The 23,193-nt window shown below is 43.8% G+C and carries 20 protein-coding genes and 1 other annotated feature; of the genes, 18 read left to right on the top strand and 2 right to left on the bottom strand.

Annotation, left to right across the window (positions count from 1 at the left end):
- Positions 1–171 precede the first annotated feature (171 nt).
- The 6 genes from ACH6C1_RS11400 (at position 172) to ACH6C1_RS11375 (ending at position 6,227) form a co-directional block, all read left to right on the top strand.
- Positions 172–2,886 (top strand): DNA translocase FtsK, encoded by a 2,715-nt coding sequence (locus ACH6C1_RS11400; protein ID WP_374077125.1) that lies wholly within the window; start codon positions 172–174, stop codon positions 2,884–2,886.
- A gap of 243 nt (positions 2,887–3,129) precedes the next feature.
- Positions 3,130–4,434, top strand: coding sequence for a UDP-N-acetylmuramate--L-alanine ligase (gene murC / locus ACH6C1_RS11395; RefSeq protein ID WP_095224571.1), 1,305 nt, complete (start codon positions 3,130–3,132; stop codon positions 4,432–4,434).
- A 163-nt stretch (positions 4,435–4,597) separates the two neighbouring features.
- Positions 4,598–5,080, top strand: a complete 483-nt coding sequence (locus ACH6C1_RS11390; RefSeq protein WP_084160718.1) for a DUF948 domain-containing protein — start codon at positions 4,598–4,600, stop codon at positions 5,078–5,080.
- Positions 5,081–5,110: 30 nt separating this feature from the next.
- On the top strand, positions 5,111–5,545 hold the full coding sequence (locus ACH6C1_RS11385; RefSeq protein WP_095224573.1) for a YtxH domain-containing protein: 435 nt from the start codon (positions 5,111–5,113) through the stop codon (positions 5,543–5,545).
- 62 nt (positions 5,546–5,607) lie between these two features.
- Entirely contained in the window at positions 5,608–5,943 is a 336-nt protein-coding gene (gene ytxJ / locus ACH6C1_RS11380; protein ID WP_366247414.1) for a bacillithiol system redox-active protein YtxJ, read from the top strand.
- 11 nt (positions 5,944–5,954) lie between these two features.
- Positions 5,955–6,227, top strand: coding sequence for a YrhK family protein (locus ACH6C1_RS11375; RefSeq protein ID WP_374077122.1), 273 nt, complete (start codon positions 5,955–5,957; stop codon positions 6,225–6,227).
- 30 nt (positions 6,228–6,257) lie between these two features.
- Here the strand turns inward: ACH6C1_RS11375 and ACH6C1_RS11370 are convergent, their stop codons facing one another.
- Positions 6,258–8,381: a cell division protein FtsA gene (locus ACH6C1_RS11370; protein ID WP_374077120.1), complete on the bottom strand. Its 2,124-nt coding sequence runs from the start codon at positions 8,379–8,381 to the stop codon at positions 6,258–6,260.
- Between the two features lie 168 nt (positions 8,382–8,549).
- On the opposite strand from ACH6C1_RS11370, the gene ACH6C1_RS11365 reads away from it, so the two are divergent.
- Together ACH6C1_RS11365 and ccpA are read left to right on the top strand one after the other, a co-directional pair.
- Positions 8,550–9,644, top strand: a complete 1,095-nt coding sequence (locus ACH6C1_RS11365; protein WP_366247411.1) for a bifunctional 3-deoxy-7-phosphoheptulonate synthase/chorismate mutase — start codon at positions 8,550–8,552, stop codon at positions 9,642–9,644.
- Between the two features lie 171 nt (positions 9,645–9,815).
- Positions 9,816–10,811: a catabolite control protein A gene (gene ccpA, locus ACH6C1_RS11360; protein ID WP_095224578.1), complete on the top strand. Its 996-nt coding sequence runs from the start codon at positions 9,816–9,818 to the stop codon at positions 10,809–10,811.
- 34 nt (positions 10,812–10,845) lie between these two features.
- Here ccpA and ACH6C1_RS11355 read toward each other — a convergent pair whose 3' ends face one another.
- A complete protein-coding gene (locus ACH6C1_RS11355) occupies positions 10,846–13,554 on the bottom strand; it encodes a transglycosylase domain-containing protein (protein WP_374077117.1) in 2,709 nt (902 codons plus the stop codon).
- Between the two features lie 119 nt (positions 13,555–13,673).
- Positions 13,674–13,879, top strand: a binding site (T-box leader).
- A 51-nt stretch (positions 13,880–13,930) separates the two neighbouring features.
- Between ACH6C1_RS11355 and tyrS the strand changes: the two genes are divergently transcribed.
- The 10 genes from tyrS to ACH6C1_RS11305 all read left to right on the top strand — a co-directional run bounded on the left by tyrS (position 13,931) and on the right by ACH6C1_RS11305 (position 23,150).
- Complete coding sequence (gene tyrS / locus ACH6C1_RS11350; protein WP_374077115.1) at positions 13,931–15,208, top strand: tyrosine--tRNA ligase; 1,278 nt, start codon at positions 13,931–13,933, stop codon at positions 15,206–15,208.
- Positions 15,209–15,332: 124 nt separating this feature from the next.
- Positions 15,333–15,842, top strand: a complete 510-nt coding sequence (locus tag ACH6C1_RS11345; RefSeq protein WP_374077113.1) for a general stress protein — start codon at positions 15,333–15,335, stop codon at positions 15,840–15,842.
- 177 nt (positions 15,843–16,019) lie between these two features.
- The gene (locus tag ACH6C1_RS11340) at positions 16,020–18,104 is read left to right on the top strand and encodes a BglG family transcription antiterminator (protein ID WP_374077112.1); all 2,085 of its coding nucleotides are present in this window, start codon (positions 16,020–16,022) and stop codon (positions 18,102–18,104) included.
- Complete coding sequence (locus tag ACH6C1_RS11335; protein ID WP_374077110.1) at positions 18,097–18,585, top strand: PTS sugar transporter subunit IIA; 489 nt, start codon at positions 18,097–18,099, stop codon at positions 18,583–18,585. Before ACH6C1_RS11340 ends, ACH6C1_RS11335 begins: the two co-directional genes overlap by 8 nt.
- Positions 18,585–18,869 carry a PTS sugar transporter subunit IIB gene (locus ACH6C1_RS11330; RefSeq protein WP_038562271.1) on the top strand — a complete coding sequence of 95 codons (285 nt, stop codon included), beginning with the start codon at positions 18,585–18,587 and terminating at the stop codon, positions 18,867–18,869. The genes ACH6C1_RS11335 and ACH6C1_RS11330 overlap by 1 nt, the downstream gene beginning before the upstream one ends.
- A 63-nt stretch (positions 18,870–18,932) precedes the next feature.
- Positions 18,933–20,192, top strand: a complete 1,260-nt coding sequence (locus ACH6C1_RS11325; RefSeq protein ID WP_038565897.1) for a galactitol-specific PTS transporter subunit IIC — start codon at positions 18,933–18,935, stop codon at positions 20,190–20,192.
- 20 nt (positions 20,193–20,212) lie between these two features.
- A complete protein-coding gene (locus ACH6C1_RS11320; protein ID WP_366247405.1) occupies positions 20,213–21,250 on the top strand; it encodes a zinc-binding dehydrogenase in 1,038 nt (345 codons plus the stop codon).
- A gap of 7 nt (positions 21,251–21,257) precedes the next feature.
- Entirely contained in the window at positions 21,258–21,929 is a 672-nt protein-coding gene (deoC, locus tag ACH6C1_RS11315; protein ID WP_374077107.1) for a deoxyribose-phosphate aldolase, read from the top strand.
- A 15-nt stretch (positions 21,930–21,944) separates the two neighbouring features.
- Positions 21,945–22,091, top strand: coding sequence for a hypothetical protein (locus tag ACH6C1_RS11310; RefSeq protein ID WP_374077105.1), 147 nt, complete (start codon positions 21,945–21,947; stop codon positions 22,089–22,091).
- Positions 22,092–22,106: 15 nt separating this feature from the next.
- The gene (locus ACH6C1_RS11305; protein WP_374077103.1) at positions 22,107–23,150 is read left to right on the top strand and encodes a galactitol-1-phosphate 5-dehydrogenase; all 1,044 of its coding nucleotides are present in this window, start codon (positions 22,107–22,109) and stop codon (positions 23,148–23,150) included.
- The last annotated feature ends 43 nt before the right edge of the window (positions 23,151–23,193 follow it).

Raw genomic sequence — 23,193 nt, 5'->3', positions numbered from 1 at the left:
ATGAACACCGGATACAAACGTATCCGGTGTTTTTTTAGGTAAATGGAACGGAAATGGCGAGTAACCGCCATATTTTTTAAGTTTTGATGGAATGTTTTTAGGGTAAAGCTATTCACGGTTTGTGAAAACCTGCTAAAATGAAGATATTATACTGAAAAAGGAAGATTTACTATGTGGGAGCGTCTTAAGCAAGCTCTAAGCAACTTTTTTATGACCGAAGTAGTAGTGGAAGAAGAACCAGAGCTGAAATCACGGAACGCTTCTGAACAGAAAGTACAGAAACAGTATCAGACAAATCAGCAGCCACAAGCAAAAATGGCTTATACATACCCTAAGGAACGCGCTTTCCGGTTTCCAATGATACCGGACGAGTCTGGAAGTGCAAAACCGCCAGCCTCAAATGTGCGTCCAGTACGTCATCGAGCCCAACCAGATACAAAGATACCAGAAAAGCGGCAGCCTCGTCAGCCTGAAAAACCGAAAATGCAAGAACGGCCTTCCAGTGCAAACTGGCAGCGCCATCCAGAAATAAAGAATCCGGTACCAAAGGAAGAAAAGAAACCCTTCCAGCCGACAGAAGTCCCATCCCCTGTATACGGTTTCCGCAAGCGGAAAGAAGAGGTCGCTGATATTGTAACATTGGCTTCTATTCAAGACCGAGCAGATTGGAAAAGAATCGCAGCATCTGCTAATACGGTCAATCCTGAAGTACAGGAAGAAAAAAAGTTCGATATTCATGTTGAACAGGCTCCAGTGGAAGATATAACGCTTGAAAAGCCTGTAATAGAACGTAAAGAAAAAACGGACATTGCGGCAGCAGAATTAACTAAAGAATCATTTATAGAAGATGCAGATACGAGCGTTGCAGAGGAAGAGATGATCGAGGAGATATCTGTTCCTGAAACAACGGAAAACCATCAAGCTGAACCTATTCAGCTTGATGAGTCAGCTAGCATAGAAGAGACTGGTTTGGACCGATCGGCCGTTATAGAGGAAACTGCTTCGAATGAAGCAGAAGATGACTTAACAGAAAAGGTTGATCCGGATCAATCGATTAATAGGATAGAAGAGACTCGTGTGCCGGACTTAGCAGAGGATAGCACAGATATGCACACTGCGAATGATCCGACAGCAGAAGAAGCTGTTCCGGACGAAGTAGCATCTATTGCAGCAGAAAATAATACGTCTAGCCATGATTCTGAAATGATCAGCGAGTCTATTGCGCAGCCTGATACTTTTGATGTTGAAACAGTACAATCATCAAAACAAACAGATGAAAAAGAAGTGGTGCAAGCGGAGGAGAGCACGGAAACAACAAATTCCCAAATTCGCGAAACTGGCAGTACAGTGAGAAAATCAGTACCTTTCAACGTGTTCATGACACCAAGAGATAAACGAAATCATCAGCAGGTGCCCACTCGCAAGGAGCCGGAGAAAACGGAGCCTGTTGTACAGGATATCCCGCAGCAGACAGAACCGAGCTTTGCCAAACCTCCGATGCATCTTCTGAATGATCCTGTCGAACAGACGATCGAAAATGATGCTTGGGTCGACCAGCAAAGTCAGCTTTTAGAGACTACTTTGGAACATTTCAACGTAAATGCTCACGTAGTCAATGCAATGCAAGGCCCATCAGTCACACGTTTTGAGGTTCAGCCTGATCTTGGAGTCAAGGTTAGTAAAATCAAGAGCCTGACAGATGATATCAAGCTGAACATGGCAGCCAAGGACATCCGGATGGAAGCACCGATTCCAGGGAAGAATGCCATCGGAATTGAAGTGCCGAATGCCGTATCGAAGCAAGTCGGCTTACAGGAAATACTGGAGACCGAGGATTTTCAGGGAAACAGCTCGCCGCTTTCAGTCGGCTTAGGCTTGAATATTTCCGGCAATCCGATTGTGACGAACCTGCAGAAGATGCCGCACGGTCTAATAGCTGGAGCAACAGGTTCCGGAAAAAGTGTATGTATCAATACTATTCTGCTAAGTCTATTGTATAAGGCGAATCATAAGCAGGTGAAATTCCTGCTGATTGATCCGAAGATGGTGGAGCTTGCTCCTTACAATGACCTGCCTCATCTAGTCTCACCAGTTATTACCGACACTAAAGCAGCTACTGCAGCCTTGAAATGGGCGGTAAATGAAATGGAAGAACGCTACATGAAGTTCGTCGGCGAAGGAGTCCGCGATATCGGTCGTTACAATGAGAAACTCGATAAGCAAGGACGTTATGCTGATAAGATGCCATATTTGGTCATCGTCATCGACGAACTGGCTGATCTGATGATGGTAGCTCCCCAGGATGTTGAAGATTCCATCTGCCGGATTGCCCAAAAAGCGCGGGCAGCCGGAATCCATCTGCTGCTGGCGACACAGCGTCCGTCCGTGGATGTTATTACAGGCTTGATCAAAGCCAATATCCCGACACGAATTGCTTTCAGTGTTTCTTCTGCAATCGATTCCCGGACAATCATCGACAATAATGGTGCAGAGAAATTGCTTGGTAAAGGTGATATGCTCTTCATCGAAAATGGAGCACGGCAAGCTCAGCGTATCCAAGGTGCGTTTGTTTCTGATGAAGAGATCGAACGGGTTGTGCAGTATGTGAAACAGACAGCACCGCCTGAGTATCTTTTCCAGCATGAGGATCTGCTTGAGCGACGAGAGTCCGAGGAGGACGAAGACGAGTTGTATCGGGATGCAGTCGAGTTTGTTATCGAGCACAATAGTGCGAGTGCAAGCTTACTGCAGCGCCGTTTCAAGATCGGTTACAATCGTGCTGCCAGATTGATTGATCATATGGAGATGAGAGGTGTCATCTCCGAACAGAAAGGGAGCAAGCCGCGTGACGTACTCGTCTCGCTGGCTCAGCTTCAAGCGGAATGAATGACAGCCTGGATGTTGTCCTATGGACCGTCCAGGCTGTATTGTTATCCGAGACACCAATAAAGGGTGCTATGTATATACTGTAAAAAGCGTAACAGGAGAGATTCTGCATTTATAAAATACCGACAAAATGCTATACTGTTGCTAGTATGCTTTTTTTCATGTATATGTGACACACAACGCTTTACATACTTATACTAACACCATACAAAAGCGATATATTACTATGTGGAGGTTCCTATTATGACAACTTACCATTTCGTTGGTATTAAAGGATCTGGTATGAGTGCATTGGCGCAGATCCTGCATGATGCAGGTGAGAAAGTCCAAGGCTCCGATGTGGAGAAAGTTTTCTTCACGGATCAGGCTCTGAAAGATAAAAACATTACAATCTTGCCATTTACTAAAGATAATATCAAACCTAATCTGACGATTATTGCAGGGAATGCGTTCTCTGATGAACACGAGGAAATCGTGGAAGCCAAACGACTTGGTCTTCCGATCTACCGCTACCATGATTTCCTAGGTGCATATGCTGATAAATTTCGCAGTATAGCAGTTACCGGAGCACATGGTAAAACATCTACTACAGGTCTCCTGGCGTATACACTGAAACAGTCTCACCCTATTTCCTATTTGATCGGAGATGGAACTGGAAGCGGACAGCCGAAGAGTGACTACTTTGTTTTTGAGGCATGTGAATATCGCCGCCACTTCCTGGCTTACAAGCCGGATTATGCAGTAATGCTGAATATCGATTTCGATCATCCTGATTATTTCCAGAATATCGAGGACGTTTTCCAGGCTTTTCAGCAATTAGCTGATCAAGTGAAGCACGGTATCATTGCTTGCGGTGATGATCCATATTTGCGTGACCTTCAAGCAAATGTCCCAGTTCATTATTATGGATTTGATGCTTCTAATACGTACCAAGCCAAGAATGTACATGAAGAGCCGAATGGCACGACATTCGACGTATATATAGAAGGCAGCTTCTACCATACGTTTACTATTCCTGGATACGGGAACCACCAAGTTCTTAATGCACTGGCAGTGACAGCAGTATGTCATCAGGAAGGTATGACACCTGATCAAATCAAGGAAATGTATGGTTTCACAGGTGTGAAACGACGCTTCTCTGAGAAGAAAGCCGGCAGCCAAGTATTGGTGGATGACTATGCTCATCATCCGAAGGAGATCGAAGTAACAATCGAATCTGCTCAAAAGAAATACCCAGATAAGCAGATTGTTGCGGTATTCCAGCCTCATACCTTCTCAAGGACAAAGACTTTCCTGCAAGAGTTTGCAGATAGTCTGAAAAATGCAGATGTCGTTTATCTTTGTGATATTTTTGGCTCTGCACGGGAAGCAAAAGGAAATTTGACTATCCAGGACCTCCAGGAGCTTATACCAGGCTGTGAGGTGCTGCAGCTTGAAGATGTAAACGTACTTAAGCAGTATGAAGACAGTGTCCTGCTTTTCATGGGAGCCGGTGACATACAGAAATTCCAGGCTCGCTATGAAGAGTCGTTGCAAGCTGTCCAATAATCCATTACACTTAAAAAAGGGAGTAATACTCCCTTTTTTTATTTATACTTTTATGTTTAACGACGTACACCAGGGGAATAACGTAGTTAGACGAAGGAGTATAAAGCATGAGATGTGCTTCAACTACTCATACTACATACCAAGAAGGAGCTGACTAATCATTATGGAAATTCTAGGGTACATCGCTGCATTGATTGCAGCAATCGCATTCGCAGTCTTAGTAATCTACCTCGCAAAAACATTGAAAGCTGCTTCACGCACACTAAATGATGTAGCAAGCACATTGGAAGGTGTCGAAAAGCAAATGCAGGGTATTACGAGCGAAACAGCAGAACTGCTCAGCAAGACAAATCACCTTGCAGAAGACATCGGAGAGAAAGCGCAGAAGCTTAACACTCTTGTTGACGGAATTGAAGGCATCGGTGATACAGTACACAGCCTCAACAATTCTATTCGCAATGTGTCCAACAAAGTGGCTCTATCAGCAGAACAGCATACAGAACAAACTGGCCAAGTACTAAAATGGGGCTCAGTTATACTTGACTTATGGAAGAAAAAGAAGCAGAATGAAGCAAATGAGGTCGCCTCTGTACCTGCAGTGCAGCCAACAGAGCAGCCGCTACCAGTAAAAGAAACATCCCATTAAACCAAGCGACGCGATAGGAGGCAATGCAGTATGTCAACGAAAAAGACGAACGGAAGAGATTTTCTGATTGGTTCGATCATCGGCAGCGTAGTAGGAGCTGTGACAGCTCTAGTTCTTGCACCTAAATCCGGTAAAGAACTACGCAGTGATATTACGGAACAAGCTAGCTCCCTGAAAGGGCGCGCGGGCGAAATGAAAACACAGTACAGTGAAAAAGGTGCACAATGGAAAGATGTTGTCACTGAGAAATCCCGTGTAGTAGCTGATAAGGTGAAAGAATCCTCTCAGACTGTACAGGACAAAGTCAAGAATCTAACATCCAAAGACCAAGCAGATGACACAGCTTCAAACGATAAGGAAGCAGAAGATGCAGCGGAAGAAGTAGCACGCGCAATCGAGGAAGCTGCAAGGGAATTGGAAATGGAACAGCAAAAATCCACGATTGAACGTAATAAGGATCTTTAATTATATGACTCCTAAGCATCTTGCTTAGGAGTCTGTTTATTTCCGAAGGGAGTTTTGACAAAATGGAAGCAAAAGTAATTCAAAGCCAAGAGGAATTTCAGGATGTATTGAACAGGGATGCATCATTTTACGTGCTCAAGCATAGTCTGACTTGCCCGATCAGTGCAAGGGCAAAGCAGGAATATGACCGATACAGTCTTGATACTCAGATACCGATGTACACGTTATATGTCCAAGAAGCACGGGATTTATCCAACACGATTGCAGACCGCTATGAGGTGAGACACGAATCTCCGCAGGCATTGCTTTTTGCAAATAATCAAGTTATCTGGCATACATCACACCATGACATTACAGAGACCGTTTTACGGGAACAGGAAAAAAGATTCAATCAATAGGTGGGTTATACATGAAACATGAACACAAATCGGGTAAAAATGAAGAAGTTCTCCGAGTGGGTGAATATGGTATCTTTTTCAAGCGTCCATATCAGATTCTGTACATGCTGAATGATTTTCTTATCGGTATAATTTTTCTTGTAGGCAGTTTTTTCTTTTTATATGAATCTCTCAAGACGGCAGGCTGCTGGCTTTTTGCAGCAGGCAGTTTGCTTCTCTTGATTCGTCCGGCGATCCGTCTTGTCCACGATATTCACTATAAACGTTATAGTAAAAATCACTAAAAAGCTGTACGCTATTGCGTACAGCTTTTTTTAAGTAGTCAGCTCGATTTTATCGTGTGGAGACAAAGCATCATGGAAGGAGGCTTTGTCTCCATTTTTTAATAATTGGAAGTTCCCGCTGATCTTTGTCAAATCTATATCAACAAAGCGAAAAATGTCCTGGATGATGAATTGATCTGTAGCTACACGCATTTGAAGTCGAGTACCACTTGGAATCCGCTCTTCCTGTTCCACCGGCTTATCTCCAATATATAGCTGTGCAGCTGGAGGTGTAAGCTTAAGTGTTTTTCCGTTGAATTCAACTGTCAAGGTCGCTTGGTTTTCCGTTTGCAGATGAGAAAGCAGCTCAGAGGCAGTAGGCAATCTGCGTTCACGGATGCGGATGCTATCTCCATCTTTCACCTGATCACGTAATCGGGCTGGAATTTCATTAATGGTAAACACCTGACTGAACGAGTCAATGGATACAAGCTTATCATTTATGTAGACGTCATATTCCGTGTCATCCGGCAAAGCTGGCAAAGGAAGCTGCTGTTCATGCAAGAAGCGTTCTACAGTTGTTGTTCGCTGTATGTTTACTTCATCCCTGTCTTTGAGGTGATGCGCAGGATGGACGGGCTGGCCATTTACAAGCAGCTGCTGTTTCACCTGATAAGCTTTTCCATTATAAAAGACTGTAATCGGGTCTAAATCTCCCGTAATATCACTTACAGTCACTTGCGGCGGCGAGCCATCTACTCCAGCTTCTACATCCAGCTTGTCTCCATCCTGGATCGGTGAATCAAGATTTGCAGGCTGTTGGTTGAGCCTTATATCTGGCGCTTGTCCTAGTGTGCCAGAAAGGGTTAGCGGCTTTCCTTGGAAAGTGATCATACTGGCACCCCCCGGTTTCCCATAAAGACGCGCTACTTGAATCCCGGCTGCCAGCAATGCATCACCTATTGTCAGTTTTTTCATGTCAAATAGACGTATGACGCGTCCGTTAACCTGTATGCTTACATAATGGACAGGATTTTGTTTTGCAGCTAAGGCAATGCCAATCGGAGTAATGAACGCAGGACCTGATGGTACATTATCTGTTTTCGCAAGCTGCTGTATTGCTTCTGTTCCTCGAATAGCGACTCTATTCTCTGGTAATTCAAGCTGTCTTGCCAAGTGTGCAGCCAGTCCTGGTGTCTGGCTTCCGCCACCGACGAGCATGACGGCTTTTGGTGCGACTGCATTCAACTGAATGATCGATCCTGCAATTGCTTCTGCAAGCTGATCCACCGCATGCCCTACGTCCTGTTTGACTTGTTCTGCTTCCAGCTGCTGTTCGAAGCCGAGTATATCCATTGTTGTGATAGTGCCTTTTTCAGCCCAATCACGTTTTGCAGCTTCGGCTACATGGAAATCAAGCAAATAATGATCACTTATTGCTTCTGTGATTTCATCACCTGCTTTTGGAACCATACCATAAGCAGTAATTGTTCCTTCATTCGTAATGGCAATGTCGCTCGTACCAGCGCCGATATCAATTAATGCCACATTCAAACGACGCATAGATGGTGGGATTAAGACGCTGATTGCAGCTATTGGCTCCAATGTAAGAGCATCCATCTCCAAATCACTGCGTTTCAAAGCTGATATCAAAGATTCCACAACGACCTTCGGCAGGAAGGTGGCAATAATCTCTACACTTGCTTCATTGCCTTGCTGATCTATGAGCGATCCAATTTCCTGCTCATCGAGCTGATAATACAGAACAGAGTAACCGACACAATAATAATCGGTACTCTTATCTTTTGATTGGGCGATTTCATATTGTGCCTGCTGTACAGCACTCAGCTCCAGATGCTGCACTTGCTCTTTATCCAAAACTCCTCGTTCCGCTATCGAATGCTGTATCTTGGTGCGTTTTGTCTGCAGCGAACGACCTGCAGCTGCGACACATACTTTATGCAGATGCCCATGTTTTTCCTCAAGTTTATGTTTCACTTCCGAGATAACTTGTGCGACAGCTACAACATCATGGATCTGGCCATCAAGCATGGAACGCTCATCATGTTCAACCAGCTCGTAATCTATCAATGTATAAACACCAGCATCTTCTTCTAGAAGCATGCCGACAACGGATCTAGTTCCAATATCCAAAGCGAAAATTCTTTCCTTCAAAACGATATTCCTTTCTGCATTGAACTCTTAGCTTCACTGAACGCGAAGCCTGATGACACTCCTACGTATTATTCTACACTATTTGTGGATGACAGCGCGTAAACTTTTAGCTATAATGATTGCTAATTACCTGAGCTGGATATACTAGATAGAGAGTGGGAGAGAGCGATGAATATGGATGAATTAACGGTATTGCGACAGAAATTGGATGAAGTGAACCTTGAGCTGCTTGCTTTGATAAACGAACGAGGCAAACTTGTTCAGGAAATTGGCGAAGTGAAGAAAAAACAAGGCACGAAGCGCTTTGATCCGGTACGGGAAAGAGATATGCTGAATGTCATTTCCGATAACAATAAAGGGCCATTCCAGGATGCTACACTTCAGCATTTGTTCAAGGAAATTTTCAAAGCAAGCCTTGAACTGCAGGAGGATGAGATGCATAAGGCACTGCTTGTATCACGGCGCCGCAAACCAGAAAACACCGTTATTACCATCAAAGGCACGAAAATCGGGGATGGAGAGCCGCAGTTCGTTTTCGGGCCATGTTCTGTGGAGAGCTATCAGCAAACAGCCAAAGTTGCCGAATCGTTGCAGGAGAAGGGCCTGAAGCTTCTGCGTGGCGGGGCTTTCAAGCCGCGTACGTCACCTTATGATTTTCAAGGATTGGGTGAAGAAGGACTTCGGATATTGAAAAAGATTGCCGATACTTATGATTTGGCTGTCATCAGTGAGATTGTAGCACCCGAGGATATCGAAAAAGCAGCCGAGTATTTGGATGTCATCCAGATTGGCGCCCGGAATATGCAGAACTTCGAGCTCCTGAAAGCAGCTGGGGATATAAAGAAACCGATTCTCTTAAAACGCGGCATGAGTTCTACCATTTCTGAGTTCATACATGCAGCAGAATATATCAGCTCCCGCGGAAATAATGACATTATCCTTTGTGAACGAGGTATCCGCACGTATGAGACTGCAACAAGGAACACGTTGGACATTACTGCTGTACCGATTCTGAAACAAGAAACGCATCTTCCGGTAATGGTTGACGTCACGCATTCCACTGGCCGGCGTGATTTGCTGCTTCCGGCAGCAAAAGCAGCTCTAGCAATCGGAGCTGACGGTATCATGGCAGAGGTTCATCCAGATCCGGCGGTTGCCCTTTCTGATGCAGCCCAGCAAATGGATTTACCGCGCTTTGATGCATTTTATCGTGATCTTATTGCCCATAGCAGCTATGCCAGTCGTGTCCCTTCCGGAAATTGACAGCTGGTATCATAGCAATCCTATAGTATCAAGGGTTTTTTGAATCTCTTTCTACTGAAATGTTCTAAACTCTGGTATAATGGGTAAAGAATATGTGAATAAACATACAAATTGTTATTATCATCTTTAGGTGATTGGAATCGTGTAAGGTATATAGGAGGAAATGACACAATGAATGTAACCATATACGACGTTGCCCGCGAAGCGAACGTATCGATGGCAACTGTCTCCCGTGTGGTAAACGGCAACCCGAACGTAAAACCTGCAACTCGGAAAAAGGTACTTAGCACAATTGAACAGCTAGGTTATCGTCCGAATGCAGTAGCTAGGGGGCTTGCAAGCAAACGAACTACAACAGTCGGAGCAATTATACCGGATATCTCCAGTATTTTCTTCTCCGAGCTTGCGCGCGGGATCGAAGATATTGCAACCATGTATAAATACAATATGATCCTGAGCAATTCCGATCAAAACCCGGACAAAGAATTGACACTCTTCAACAGCATGCTGGAGAAACAAGTGGACGGTATCGTCTTTATGGGCGGTAAGATCAGCGATGAGCTGCTGCAGCAGTTCGATAAATCCCCTGTACCAATCGTCATTGCAGCAACTGGGCAAGGAACAGGCGAAATACCAACTGTCGCTATCGACTATGAACAAGCAGCTTATGAAGCCACTAAATTGCTTGTCGATCACAATCATAAGCATCCTGCATTCGTTGCAGGAACGGCAGAAGCTGAAACGAATAACCAAAAATACAAAGGTTATCTTCGCGCTGTAACGGAAAATAATGGCGAAGTGAAACAGGAGTACATCGTAAAAGCTAACAATACGTACAATTCCGGTCTTGAAGCTGCGAAACAGCTGGCAGACTTGGCAGATCGTCCTTCTGCTGTATTCGTATCTTCTGATGAAATGGCGCTTGGTGTCATCCATGGCTTCCAGGATAATGGTTTGCGTGTACCAGAGGATATTGAAGTGGTAGGGTATGACAATACAAGACTTGCAACGATGGTCCGTCCGACACTTTCCACCGTTGTGCAGCCTACTTACGATATCGGTGCGGTAGCAATGCGTCTATTGACCAAACTTATGAATAAAGAGGAAGTATCAGAAAAAAACGTTATCCTTCCTCATCGCATCATCGAACGAAATTCCACAAAATAAAAACTAGCGTATCCAATCGGATACGCTAGTTTTTTTATAGGGTAATTGTTTCGGATTCTTTGTCGTCCTTGCCAACAGCTTTGATTTGATAAGTGGAATCAGTGTCAGGAAGATTAAACGAGGATTGATCGCTGAACCCGATCTGCTTGAAATCATTTCCCTGCTTTTGCAGAATGCGATATCCTTTCACGTCATCAGTCTTTGACTGCGTCCACGTTAGCTTGTTCTCTGCTTTTGAGACATTTGTTGGCGGAAGCGGTGCACCGGAACTGGTCTTCACAGTGCCATTTGCATCATCCGATTTTTTTGCAGTGCTGCCGCTTGCAGCAGTTCCAATGAGTTTTTGGACTTTCTCATTGTTAGGGAAGAGCTGTTCGATGCTTACTCCCTGTAATTCGTTCTCTTTTACAAAATCAGGGTTGAGAACGATTTTACCGTTTTGTTTAATCAAGCTGTCATCTGCTTTAGCTGGTACATGATTTTTATCGAACAGATCGGTTTTAACCATTCCGGCTTGCTTACAAAGATCAGTTGGTTTCCCGCCGCCAATTGCGCAATAAGACGCCTTCGTCAATCCATCTGGCTGCTTGAATGATTGGCTTGGAGCCATCAGTTCGGGATCGATTTTGGTTGCACTGTTCACTAACTGTGTCCAAAGCAGCTGATTTCGCTGGCTGTATCCCATTCCTGATGTTTGAATGGAATCTTGTTTATCATAACCCATCCATACACCGACAGTAACATTCGGATTGGTAGCAACGAACCAGGAATCATGATAATCCTGGGATGTACCAGTTTTACCTGCCCAGTCGACATTCTTATTGGAGAGCTGTGATTTAGCATAGGTTGCTGTTCCGCTATCAAGAACGCCGCGCATCATATCCAGCATTAAATAATTCGTCTGCGGGCTGAATACTTTATTCGACTTGGACTCATGCTTGTATACTTCCTTGCCGTCCTTTGTCGTGATAGATTCAATCATATAAGCATCTGTGAATTCTCCGTTGTTACCAAATGTTGCATAGGCGTTTACGTTTTCCTCGACTGTTGTACCATAGTCCAAGCCGCCCAAGGAAGCAGCAAGTTGAGAGTGATCTCCTTCGGTCAAAGTTGTGATTCCCATGTTCTCTAAGTACTTGCTGGCAGGATCCAGGTTGACTATCGATTTATAGGCTTTAGCTGCAGGTACATTATAAGATTCCTCCAATGCTTTTCGTGCAGTCACAAGTCCATGGTATACACCACCGTAGTTTCCAGGATTCCATGTTTTTGACTGGCCTGGTACAGTGAATTTCTTACTTAAGTCACCCATTACACTCCCCGGCTGCAAAGTACCTTCTTCCATTGCTGGAGCATATACAAGCAGCGGTTTCATCGTACTGCCGTTTGAGCGCTTCGTATCAGTTGCATGATTGACTTGGTTTTTCTCATAATCACGTCCGCCGACAAAACTTAGTATTTTACCAGTGTTATTTTCAATCATGATGGATCCAGCTTCAATAGGCTCGGAAACAGTTTCTGTTTTCCCGTCACTATTCGTCCGTTCCACCCAGTGATCAGGCTGATAATACGCATAGTCTTTCGCTATTTTCTGCTGCGCCACATACATATCTTTATTGATTGTCGTATGGATTTGGTAACCTTTTTGGCGAATATCTCGTTCTGCTTTTTCAAGATAATCGTTTTTCAGGTCATTATCTTTGTTCAAGTCTTCTTCGGAATGGCCATCCTGTTCAGCGAGCTGAATCGCAATAATATCTGCGGCACGCTGCTCGACCTCGGTAGTCAAATAGCCATAGTCGTCGTCGGATGCAGGCTTCGCTTCTGCAAAATCTTTCGTTATATCATAATCAATTGCTTCGTCATATTCGTTCTGGTTGATATAGCCTTCATCCAGCATCCGGTTAAGCACTTGCTTCATCCTGTTCAAACCCGGCTGAAGGGCAGTTTCTTCCTTTATCTCTCCGCTGTTCGTAAACGGTGAATAAGCCGTCGGACTTTGCGGCAATCCTGCTAAGAAAGCAGCTTGAGGCAAGGAGAGGTCTTTTGCATCCACACCGAAGATACCTTGAGCGGCTGTCTGTACGCCGGCAATATTATGCCCGGAAAGATTCCTTCCGAACGGAACGATATTCATGTAAGCTTCCAGAATCTCATCCTTATTCATCACTTTTTCCAGGCGCATCGCCAGAATGATTTCCTTCGCTTTCCGTTCAAAGGATACTTCGTTGGTCAGTATCTGATTTTTGACAAGCTGCTGTGTCAGCGTACTGCCACCGGTTTTTGTTTCTGAATTCGTCGCTTCCTGCATCAGTGCACGGAGAATGGATTTCGGCACAACACCATCATGCGTTTCAAAATTATCATCCTCCGTTGCGATTATTCCATTGATGACATATGGAGAAATGTCATCCAGCTTCACATCTTCACGATAAAGGTCAGTTTTGATATTGCCGAGGAAAACATTATCAGCAAAGAAGATGGAAGAGGTCTCCTCGTAATTGTAGATATCTTCTTTCATAGAGTCATAGGAACGAACAGGCTCATTTTTCACAAGTGATGCAAAATAACCTGCACCGGCCCCAGCAGCAAAGAAAATTCCGACGCCAGCTATAAGCAGGAAAAAGAGGAATAAGTTCCAGATGACGTCATATGTGATACGAGAATTCCGCTGAATTCGGCCTGCTTTCCAAGCTTCCGCAATTCTTTTGCTAATTCTCGTCCATATTGCTTTGATTTGCATATTTCACCCCCGAATTGGTTTGTCTATTATACCATAATAGTCAATTTTCGTAGTGAGTCCAAAATCCGTGTTGCATTTTAATCAAGCATATGGTAATAATGTAGGAACAGTCATTATAAAATATTGCGTTGAAGGTTATAGTAGCGGAACGATTCCCTGTTGCAGAGAGCTGACGGCCGGTGCGAGTCAGTATACAGTTGTTTTGCCAATTACAAGCTGGAGCTTCTCCTGTTCAAGCAGGGGACGGATGTATATCCGTTAGCAAACCGAGTGGCAGTTTACACTGCAACAAGGGTGGTACCGCGAGTTATTCCTCGTCCCTTTTTTTAGGGATGGGGTTTTTTTTATTCTCAAATGTGAGTGAGGAGTGGTCAATATGTCTATTTTACAGGATTTGAAAGACAGAGGTCTGGTTCAGCAGACGAGTGATGATGCAGGATTGGAGAAGCATCTATCCAGCCAGCAGGTAAGTTTGTACTGTGGGTTTGACCCAACAGCCGACAGCTTGCATATCGGACATCTTGTTCCTATGCTTATGCTGAAACGATTCCAGCAAGCAGGTCACCGTCCGATAGCGCTAATCGGCGGAGGCACAGGAATGATCGGGGATCCAAGCGGACGTTCTGATGAACGCAACTTAAATGATGCTGCAACAGTAGAAAGCTTCAGCCAAGGTATCCAGAAACAGCTTGCCAGCATTTTGAACTTTGATGAAGGGGAAAATGCTGCCAAAGCAGTGAATAATGCAGACTGGCTCGGTGCTATGAGCATCATTGATTTCCTTCGCGATATCGGGAAACATTTTGGAGTCAATTATATGCTGGCGAAAGATTCAGTCGAGTCCAGATTGGCAAATGGTATTTCCTTTACCGAATTCACGTATATGATCTTACAATCCTTGGATTACCTGCGCTTGTACGAAAAAGAAAATGTGACGCTGCAAATTGGCGGAAGTGATCAATGGGGGAATATAACAGCTGGAATGGAATTGATCCGCCGGACTCACGCTGGCAATAATGAAGAAGAGCAGGATAAGGCATTTGCCCTAACTGTTCCGCTTATTACGAAAGCTGACGGGACAAAGTTCGGTAAAACAGCTGGGGGAGCTGTGTGGCTAAGCCCAGAACGTACAACTCCTTATGAATTCTACCAATTCTGGTTCAACACAGATGATCGCGATGTAATCAAGTTCATGAAATATTTCACTTTCATGTCCCTTGAGGAAATAGCAACGTATGAACAAAGCGTGGAAAATGAGCCGGAAAAACGTCTTGCTCAAACGAAGCTGGCGGAAGAGATGACAACGCTTGTACATGGTAAAGAAGCATTGGAGCAGGCAATCAAGATTTCACAGGCTTTATTCAGCGGAGATATTGCTTCCCTGAATGGTGCTGAAATCGAACAAGGTTTCAAGGATGTCCCGTCTCATACGGCAGCCGACGAAGACAAACCGCTTGTTGATATGTTAGTGGAAGCAGGAATCTCCTCTTCAAAACGCCAGGCAAGGGAAGATATCTCTAATGGTGCAATCCGAATCAACGGAGAAAAAGAAGAAGACGTATCCCGTGTTCTTACAAAATCGGATCGAATCGACGAACGATTCATCATCATCCGCCGCGGAAAGAAAAAGTATACATTATTGAAGTTTGCTTAATATGAAGAGCACTGTTCCAGCCGGGCAGTGCTTTTTATGTTTCATTAGAAGAGGAGCGGGAATGTAATAACCATCTAGTGCTTTCGTATTTACCAGAACGTAAATTAAATAGGAGGCAAAAATAATGGTTAATACAAATACAATCGAAACATTCATCAATGAGAGCGATGCAATTGTACGAGTAAATGAATTGATCTCTGCTGGCGTACCGGAAGAGGATATCACGGTCATTGTAGATAGAAAACCTGATAATAGTATTCTAGGAAATAAGAGAGATGTTCATTATAAGGAAGCAAATGGTTCCTTTGGCACAAAATTCGCGTCCTTCTTTTCCAGTGAAGATCCAGAAGAGAAAGTCCTGAAGAACCTGAGTCTTTCAGAAACGGAGAAAGACCGTTATGCTGATGAACTAAAAGCAGGGAAAGTATTGCTGTATGCAGAAAATAAACCTGTAAACCCTACTGCTGCTGCCAGCACAGCAACTCCAAAAGATCGAAGTGACCATGCAACAGAAGGAGAAAAAGGCTTGACGGCAGATGGTCTATATGCAACCGACAAACCAAATGACGGTTTGCATGCAGAACCAAATACAAACGATCAGAACGCAAATGAACTGAATAGAACGAGAAGATAGTATCATTTAAAGGCTTCATCAGTGCTTAGGTGCTGATGAAGCCTTTTTATGTGCAATCAAATCATATAAAGATGGGGTTCCGTCTCATGCTGTACATTCATTCTCCCATTGATGATAATGAAAGCGCATACACAAATGTGGGACGCATGCTAAGCTATTTATAGAAAGGAGGATTTGATGAATCTTAATGAACGTAACGCAGCTATCCTGGATGCTTTACTCAGTAATCCAAGTGTATCGAGTAACTTAATTGAAAAAAGATTCGACCTTTCAAAAAGACAGTTAGGCTACACCATTAATAAGATCAATAGCTGGCTCAAACAAATGGGCTTGCCGTTGATCGAGAGAACTTCACAAGGCTATTTCCTTATCGACGAAAAAGTATTTACAACGCTAAACCTTGTGAAGGAGTCTGTTGAGCAAAGTCATTCTTCCATATTGTCTGTCCGTCAACGTATGCATCTGCTTCTTTGTATGCTGGTAAGTAAGGACGACCTTTCACTGGATTATTTTTCTATTTCGTTGGATATCAGCAGAAATACAATTCTTCGAGATTTAAGAAGCCTGCAGAAGCAGCTTGAACCCTTCCAATTACAAATTCGATATTCACGAAAGCAAGGCTACCATATAGAGGGCAATGAAATGCAGATTCGGAAGGCTTTGATGTCCACTCTGATGGAACTGATCGGGACGGACGGTGGACTTTCCATTTTGATGGATGTTTTAGAATTGGAAGAAAATTGCTTGTATGACTTCCGCAGTAGAATTGAACAGGTAGAGCAAAAACTATCTATCAAATTCACAGATGAGAAAATGAAGACGATGCCAATTACATTATTCTTGATTCTAGAGCGGATTCGAAAAGGTAAGTGCTTAACTGATTCTCCTATTAGTAATAAGGAATTGGCAGGTACGAAAGAATATCAAGCTGCGGAGGAATTATTATTTGATCAGGAAGGGTTGCCAGAAGCAGAGAGACTTTTTATCACACTCCATCTGTTGTCTGCCAATGTGATAACAACTCATATGGAAGCGGCGGATACATTTCCAGACCTATATCCAGCTGTGGATAGTATGCTCAGTCTTTTTGAGAAAGTAGCTTGTATCCGTGTTCAGGAAAGGAAACAGTTGCTTCATAAATTGATGCAGCATATAAAGCCAGCCTATTACCGAATCAAATATCATCTTACAGACACTACGCCTGTTCCAGGTGTATTGAGTGGAGAGTTTCGAGCTTTGCATCAACTGGTTAAACGGTCTCTTGAACCATTGGAGCTCTTTATCCATAGTGAAATACCAGAGAATGAGCAATTATATATTACATTACTTATCGGGGGGTGGATTAGGCAGCAGGGAGAAAGCATCGGTGAAAAGGTGAAAGCAATAGTCGTGTGTCCGCATGGTGTTTCTGTATCCAAGCTGATGTTCCATGAATTGAGTGGCTTATTCCCAGAATTCATATTCCTGGATAGCATGTCTGTTCGCGAATTCACTATATACGATCTCGAATATGATCTTGTTTTTTCTCCGGTATTACTGGAAACTTCACGAAAGCTGTTCATTACGAAAACAATGATGGATGCTCATGAGAAAAGACTTCTCCGGAAACAGGTTCTTTCCTATATCCACGGCTTTATTTCGAAAGAAGTGAGATCAAGTGACATTATGCAAATCATTAAAAATCATTCAATAGTGAAAGACGAGCAAGCATTGGAAGAGGAACTTCACGCATATCTCAGCCAAGTGGATCAGCATGTGGTTCCAACAACACCCGAAGAAACGCAGCCTCTGCAGCTCAGTGACTTTCTTACAGATAGGCATTTGAAAATGACATATCAATTAGGATCGTGGGAAGATGCTGTTCGATCTTGTGCCAATATCTTGCTTGATAAAGGAATTATCGAAGAAAGATATATAGATGCCATGATTAAGGGCTGTGAAGAAGATCCGTATATCGTGATCGGACCTGGCATAGCTATCCCGCATGCTTCACCAGATGATGGTGTCGTCCGTACTGGAATGAGCCTGTTGAAGATCAAAAATGGCGTCCAGTATTTGAATCATCGTATCCATATTATCGTAGTCATCGCGGCTAAGGATAAGAAGGAGCATATTCATGCACTAATGCAGCTGATGAAGCTATCAAAGTCCGAAGCTGATATGAAAGCTTTGATAAATGGTACCACCATACCGGAGATGAAGCGGATCATTCAACAATATTCCGATGACATAGTAAAGGAGAAGGAGTTCCATTATGGCTGATTTTTATCTGGATGAGAATTTAGTATTCCTGCAAGCAGCAGGTACGCGAGAAGAGATATTACGAGAAATGGCAGAAAACCTTGTTAAAGAGGAACTCGTCAAAACTAGCTTTGTGACTGGAGTTATTGAGAGGGAGAAGGAATTTCCAACAGGGCTGCCGACTTCATCCTCTCTATCAGTAGCTATTCCGCATACGGACATTGAGCATGTAAAAAAGGATGCAATTAGCATCGCCCTATTGAAGGAACCTGTTGCCTTCCGAGTGATGGGGGAAGCTTCCATGGATACACCTGTGAGCATCATTTTCATGCTGGCGATGAAGCAGTCGCATGCACAGCTGACATTATTAAGAGATTTGATGGACTTTCTCCAAAATGAAACGACGCTGCAAGCATTGTTTGATTCCAAAACAAAAGAAGATGTAGTCAATCTGATAGATAGGAAGCTTAGCTTGTCTGCCAGTAAAGGAGGTGACAGATAATGGCCAAAAAACAAGTATTGGTTGCCTGTGGTGCTGGTATTGCCACTTCAACTGTCGTGAATAGTGCGATTGAAGAGATGGCGAAAGAGAATAAGATTGATGTTAACCTGATCCAAATTAAAATTGCCGAAGTGAATACTTATGTGGATACGGCAGATTTACTAGTAACCACTGCCATGGTAAAAACAGCTTATCCATTCCCAGTGATCAATGCACGCTCATTCTTGACAGGAATCGGTTTGGAAGAAACGAAGGAAGAGATCTTAAAAGAACTGAAAAAATGAAAAGTGGGAGTCGGTTCCAATCTAACTGGGATCGACCTCATTTTCAAGAAGTGGGGCTGAATGATGGATACATTTGTGAATTTTTTACAAGGATTTCTTGATTTGGGTGCTACCGTAATACTGCCGGTAGCAATCTTTCTTCTGGGACTTTTATTCGGTCAGAAGCCAGGGAAGGCATTCCGTTCTGGGCTTACAATCGGAGTCGCTTTTGTCGGTATATTCCTCGTCGTCGACTTGCTGACGCTGAACCTAGGACCTGCTGCACAGCAGATGGTTGATCGTTTGGGAGTGGATCTTAATGTAATCGATGTTGGATGGCCAGCCACTTCTTCCATAGCCTGGGCATCTGTCGTGGCCGCATTTATTATACCGCTTGGCCTTGTTGTCAATGTCATCATGCTCGTAACGAAGACGACAAAAACCATGAACGTGGATATTTGGAATTATTGGCACTATACATTTATGGCCGCAGTTGTATATACCGTTTCTGGAAGTGTAGTGCAAGGGCTTATCGCAGCTGTCATTTTTCAGATTGTCTGTTTGAAAGTGGCTGATTGGACGCAGCCAATGGTAGAGGAGTTCTATGAGATGCCAGGCGTGACTGTTGCGACAGGCAGTACGATTTCTTATGCTCCGGGGATACTCATTGTTAAGCTGATAGAGAAGATACCAGGCTTGAATAAGATACATGCCGATCCTGAAACGATTCAAAAGAGATTCGGTATTTTCGGGGACTCGATGGTAATTGGATTATTATTAGGCGCTGCTATAGGTGCGTTAGCGGGTTATGGAGTTGGAGATATTATTGAAATCGGAATGGCAATGGCTGCTGTCATGGTTTTGATGCCCCGAATGGTGAAAATTCTTATGGAAGGGCTGATGCCAGTATCAGAGTCTGCCAGGAACTGGCTAAGTAAGCGATTCGGTAACAGTGAAATTAATATTGGGCTGGATGCAGCAGTATTATTGGGGCATCCAGCAGTCATCTCGACCGCTCTGATCTTAACGCCAATTACCGTTCTGCTGGCGGTTATCCTGCCTGGAAATGCCGTTTTGCCTTTTGCGGATTTGGCCACTATACCATTTATCGTTGCTTTCATCGTTGGAGCAGCCAAAGGAAACATTATCCATTCTGTAATAACTGGTACAATCATGATTGCCTTATCTCTGTATATGGCCACAGATATAGCTCCTATTTTCACAGACATGACAACTGCTGCCAATATTGAAATGCCAGAAGGCTCGGCGATGGTATCTAGCATTGATCAGGGAGGCAACTTAGTCAACTGGATTATATGGAAGGTTTTCGCAATATTCAATTAATGAATTAGGAGGATCTCTACATGCATGCTTTAGTGAAAAAGGAGTTAGGCTTTGGCAACCTTATCATTGAAAATAAACCAGAGCCTTACCCAGAAGATGATCAAGTGAAAATAAAAGTAACTTATGCTGGTATATGCGGATCTGATATCCACACGTATGAAGGAAGCTACCGAGTAGCTGCTCCTGTCACATTAGGACATGAATTTGCTGGCGTCGTAGTCGATGTTGGGAGTAATGTCAGCCATCTGAAGCCAGGAGATCGGGTTACTTCCGAGACGACTTTCTATATATGCGGGCAATGCAGCTATTGCCAGCAGAAGGATTATAACTTATGCAAGTATCGAAAAGGACTTGGAACACAGCAGGATGGCGGCTTTGCAACCTATGTAATTGCAAGGGCTGAAAGCATCCACCATATTCCGGATAATGTTGATGATCAGTCAGCGGCAATGACAGAAGCGCTCGCGTGCACGCATCATGCAGTAGCTAAAACAACGATTAGACCAAATGACATTGTAGTCGTTATAGGACCAGGGCCTATTGGTCTTTTGACCGCGCAAGTTGCTAAAAGCAAAGGGGCTACGGTACTTATCACCGGCTTGTCATCTGATACAGTTCGGTTGGAAAAAGCAAAGGAGCTTGGAATTGACTATGTGATCAACGTACAGGAAGAATCGCTGGAAGAGATTATTTCAGGACTTACAGATGGATATGGAGCGGATGTCGTTTTTGAATGTTCAGGTGCGATTCCAGCTGCGCGTCAGGGGTTGTCACTTCTTCGAAAAAAGGGACAATACGCTCAAGTAGGTTTGTTTGCCGAGGCAGCCATTCCGTTTGATATGGAGCAGGTTATTCAAAAGGAATTGAAGATAATTGGCAGCAGGAGCCAGAAGCCCGCTGACTGGGAACCTTCGCTGCATCTGATGGAGAGCGGTGCCGTGGATGCAGCTGCGCTTGTCACCCACATTTTCGATATAACAGAATGGGAGAAGGCTTATCAATTAATCAAATCGGGAGAAGCAATTAAAGTCCTTCTGACACCAACGAAAGAAAGGTGAAAAATGGATGGAAAAAGAAAAGCTGATTGAGTTGATCGATTACACACTGCTGTCTCCAGTTGCCAGTAAAGAGATTATAAAAACATTTTGTCTAGAAGCGATAACTCATGGATTCCGGACAGTCTTTGTAAATCCATGGTATGTCCCCTATGCTTATACAATCCTGTCACCCCATGGAATTAAAGTAGGAGCACCAATTGGCTTTTCGCTAGGCGGTGCCACTACAAGAGTTAAAGTAGAAGAAACGAAAGCGGCTATTGAAGATGGAGCTTCGGAAATCGATATGCTTGTGAACCTGGGAGCGGTGAAGTCCAGGGAATTCAATGCTGTTTATCAGGATATCGATGCTGTGGTAAGAGCTGCGGGAGGATTGACAACGAAGGTCATCCTCGAGACCTCTTTGTTAAACCTAGCTGAGAAACGAGAGGTGACGGAAATTGTCATGGCAGCAGGAGCGGATTTTGTTAAAACGGCGACCGGATTCAACGGTGGAGGTGCGACAGTAGAGGATATTGAACTTTTATCCAACACCTCACAAGGTAAGATAGGTGTAAAGGCTGCGGGAGGTATTAGAACCTATGAAGAAGCAGTCAAAATGATTGAGGCAGGTGCAACGCGGATCGGTGCAAGCGGGGCTGTAGCAATAATACAGAACAGAAAATCAAAAGCCGACTACTAATTTGGAGGTGTAAAGATGGTAGATATGATGCTTGATTTTATGCTCGGATCCTTGAGGGAAGTAAGTGCCTTCTATTTTGCACATCAGTTGATTTTTAATGGCCTAATTATAGGTGGCGTATGCCTGAAACTGTTCACAAAGAAGAGAATGAAGCAGACATAAAAGGATGGGACATGAATGAAGACGCTGAATCTGTATGGAGTTGAAGATATACGGTTTGAACAATCTCCGCGCCCAACGATTGAAGCGGAAAACGATGTAATCATAAAAATCACTGCTGCAGGTATTTGCGGTTCCGATCTGTCGCGTTATAAAAAGCTTGGTCCCTATAGAGCTGGTATGACATTCGGTCACGAATTCTCAGGGGTGGTGGAGGAAACGGGAGCGGCTGTCACTAATGTAAAAAGAGGAGATAGAGTGGCTGCCTGTCCGACACATGCATGTGGAAACTGCTGCTATTGCAAGAGCGGTCAACCTTCGCGATGTGAGGATTTAATGGTCATCGGATCCAAGGTACCTGGTGCTTTTGCAGAGTATGTGAAGTTACCAGCTGTGCATGTCATACCACTTCCTACTGAAGTGAATGATGAGACGGCAGCACTTATTGAGCCTGCTGCTGTTGTAGCTCATGGTTTCTATCGGACACAAATCAAACCTGGAGCAACTGTTGCTGTAATGGGAGCGGGAAGTATCGGGCTGCTTGCGATACAATGGGCTAGAATCTTTGGAGCGAAGACAGTCATTGCCATCGATATCGATAAAAGAAAATTGGATATTGCTTTAGAAATTGGTGCCGATTATGTGATTGATGGGTCGGCAGCTGAACCTCATGAAGCGATACTGGCATACACAGATGGAACTGGAGTTGACCTGGCAATCGAATCAGCCGGTTCACCAGTGACATCTGCACAAGTATTATCACTTCCTAAAAAAGGCGGAGAGATTGTCTATTTGGGTATCCCATACGCTGATATACGAATTGAGAGATTTTATTTTGAGAAAATCGTCAGAAATGAGCTTACCATTCATGGCTCTTGGAATGCTTTATCTGCTCCATTTCCAGGTCAAGAGTGGACAAATGCTATTCATTACATGAAAACTGGCCAAATAAATGGAGAGAAAATGATAAGTCATCACATACCTTTAAGTGAAGGTCCTGCAATTTTTAAGCAGCTTACCGATCGAAGTATTGATGCCGTGAAGGTGCTATTTCATCCGTAATATAACTAAGAAGATGTATGAGAATACATCTTCTTTTTTGTAC

The organism is Terribacillus sp. JSM ZJ617, from assembly GCF_044383785.1.
Lineage (GTDB): Bacteria > Bacillota > Bacilli > Bacillales > Amphibacillaceae > Terribacillus.
This window is presented reverse-complemented; position numbering and strand designations above follow the sequence as displayed.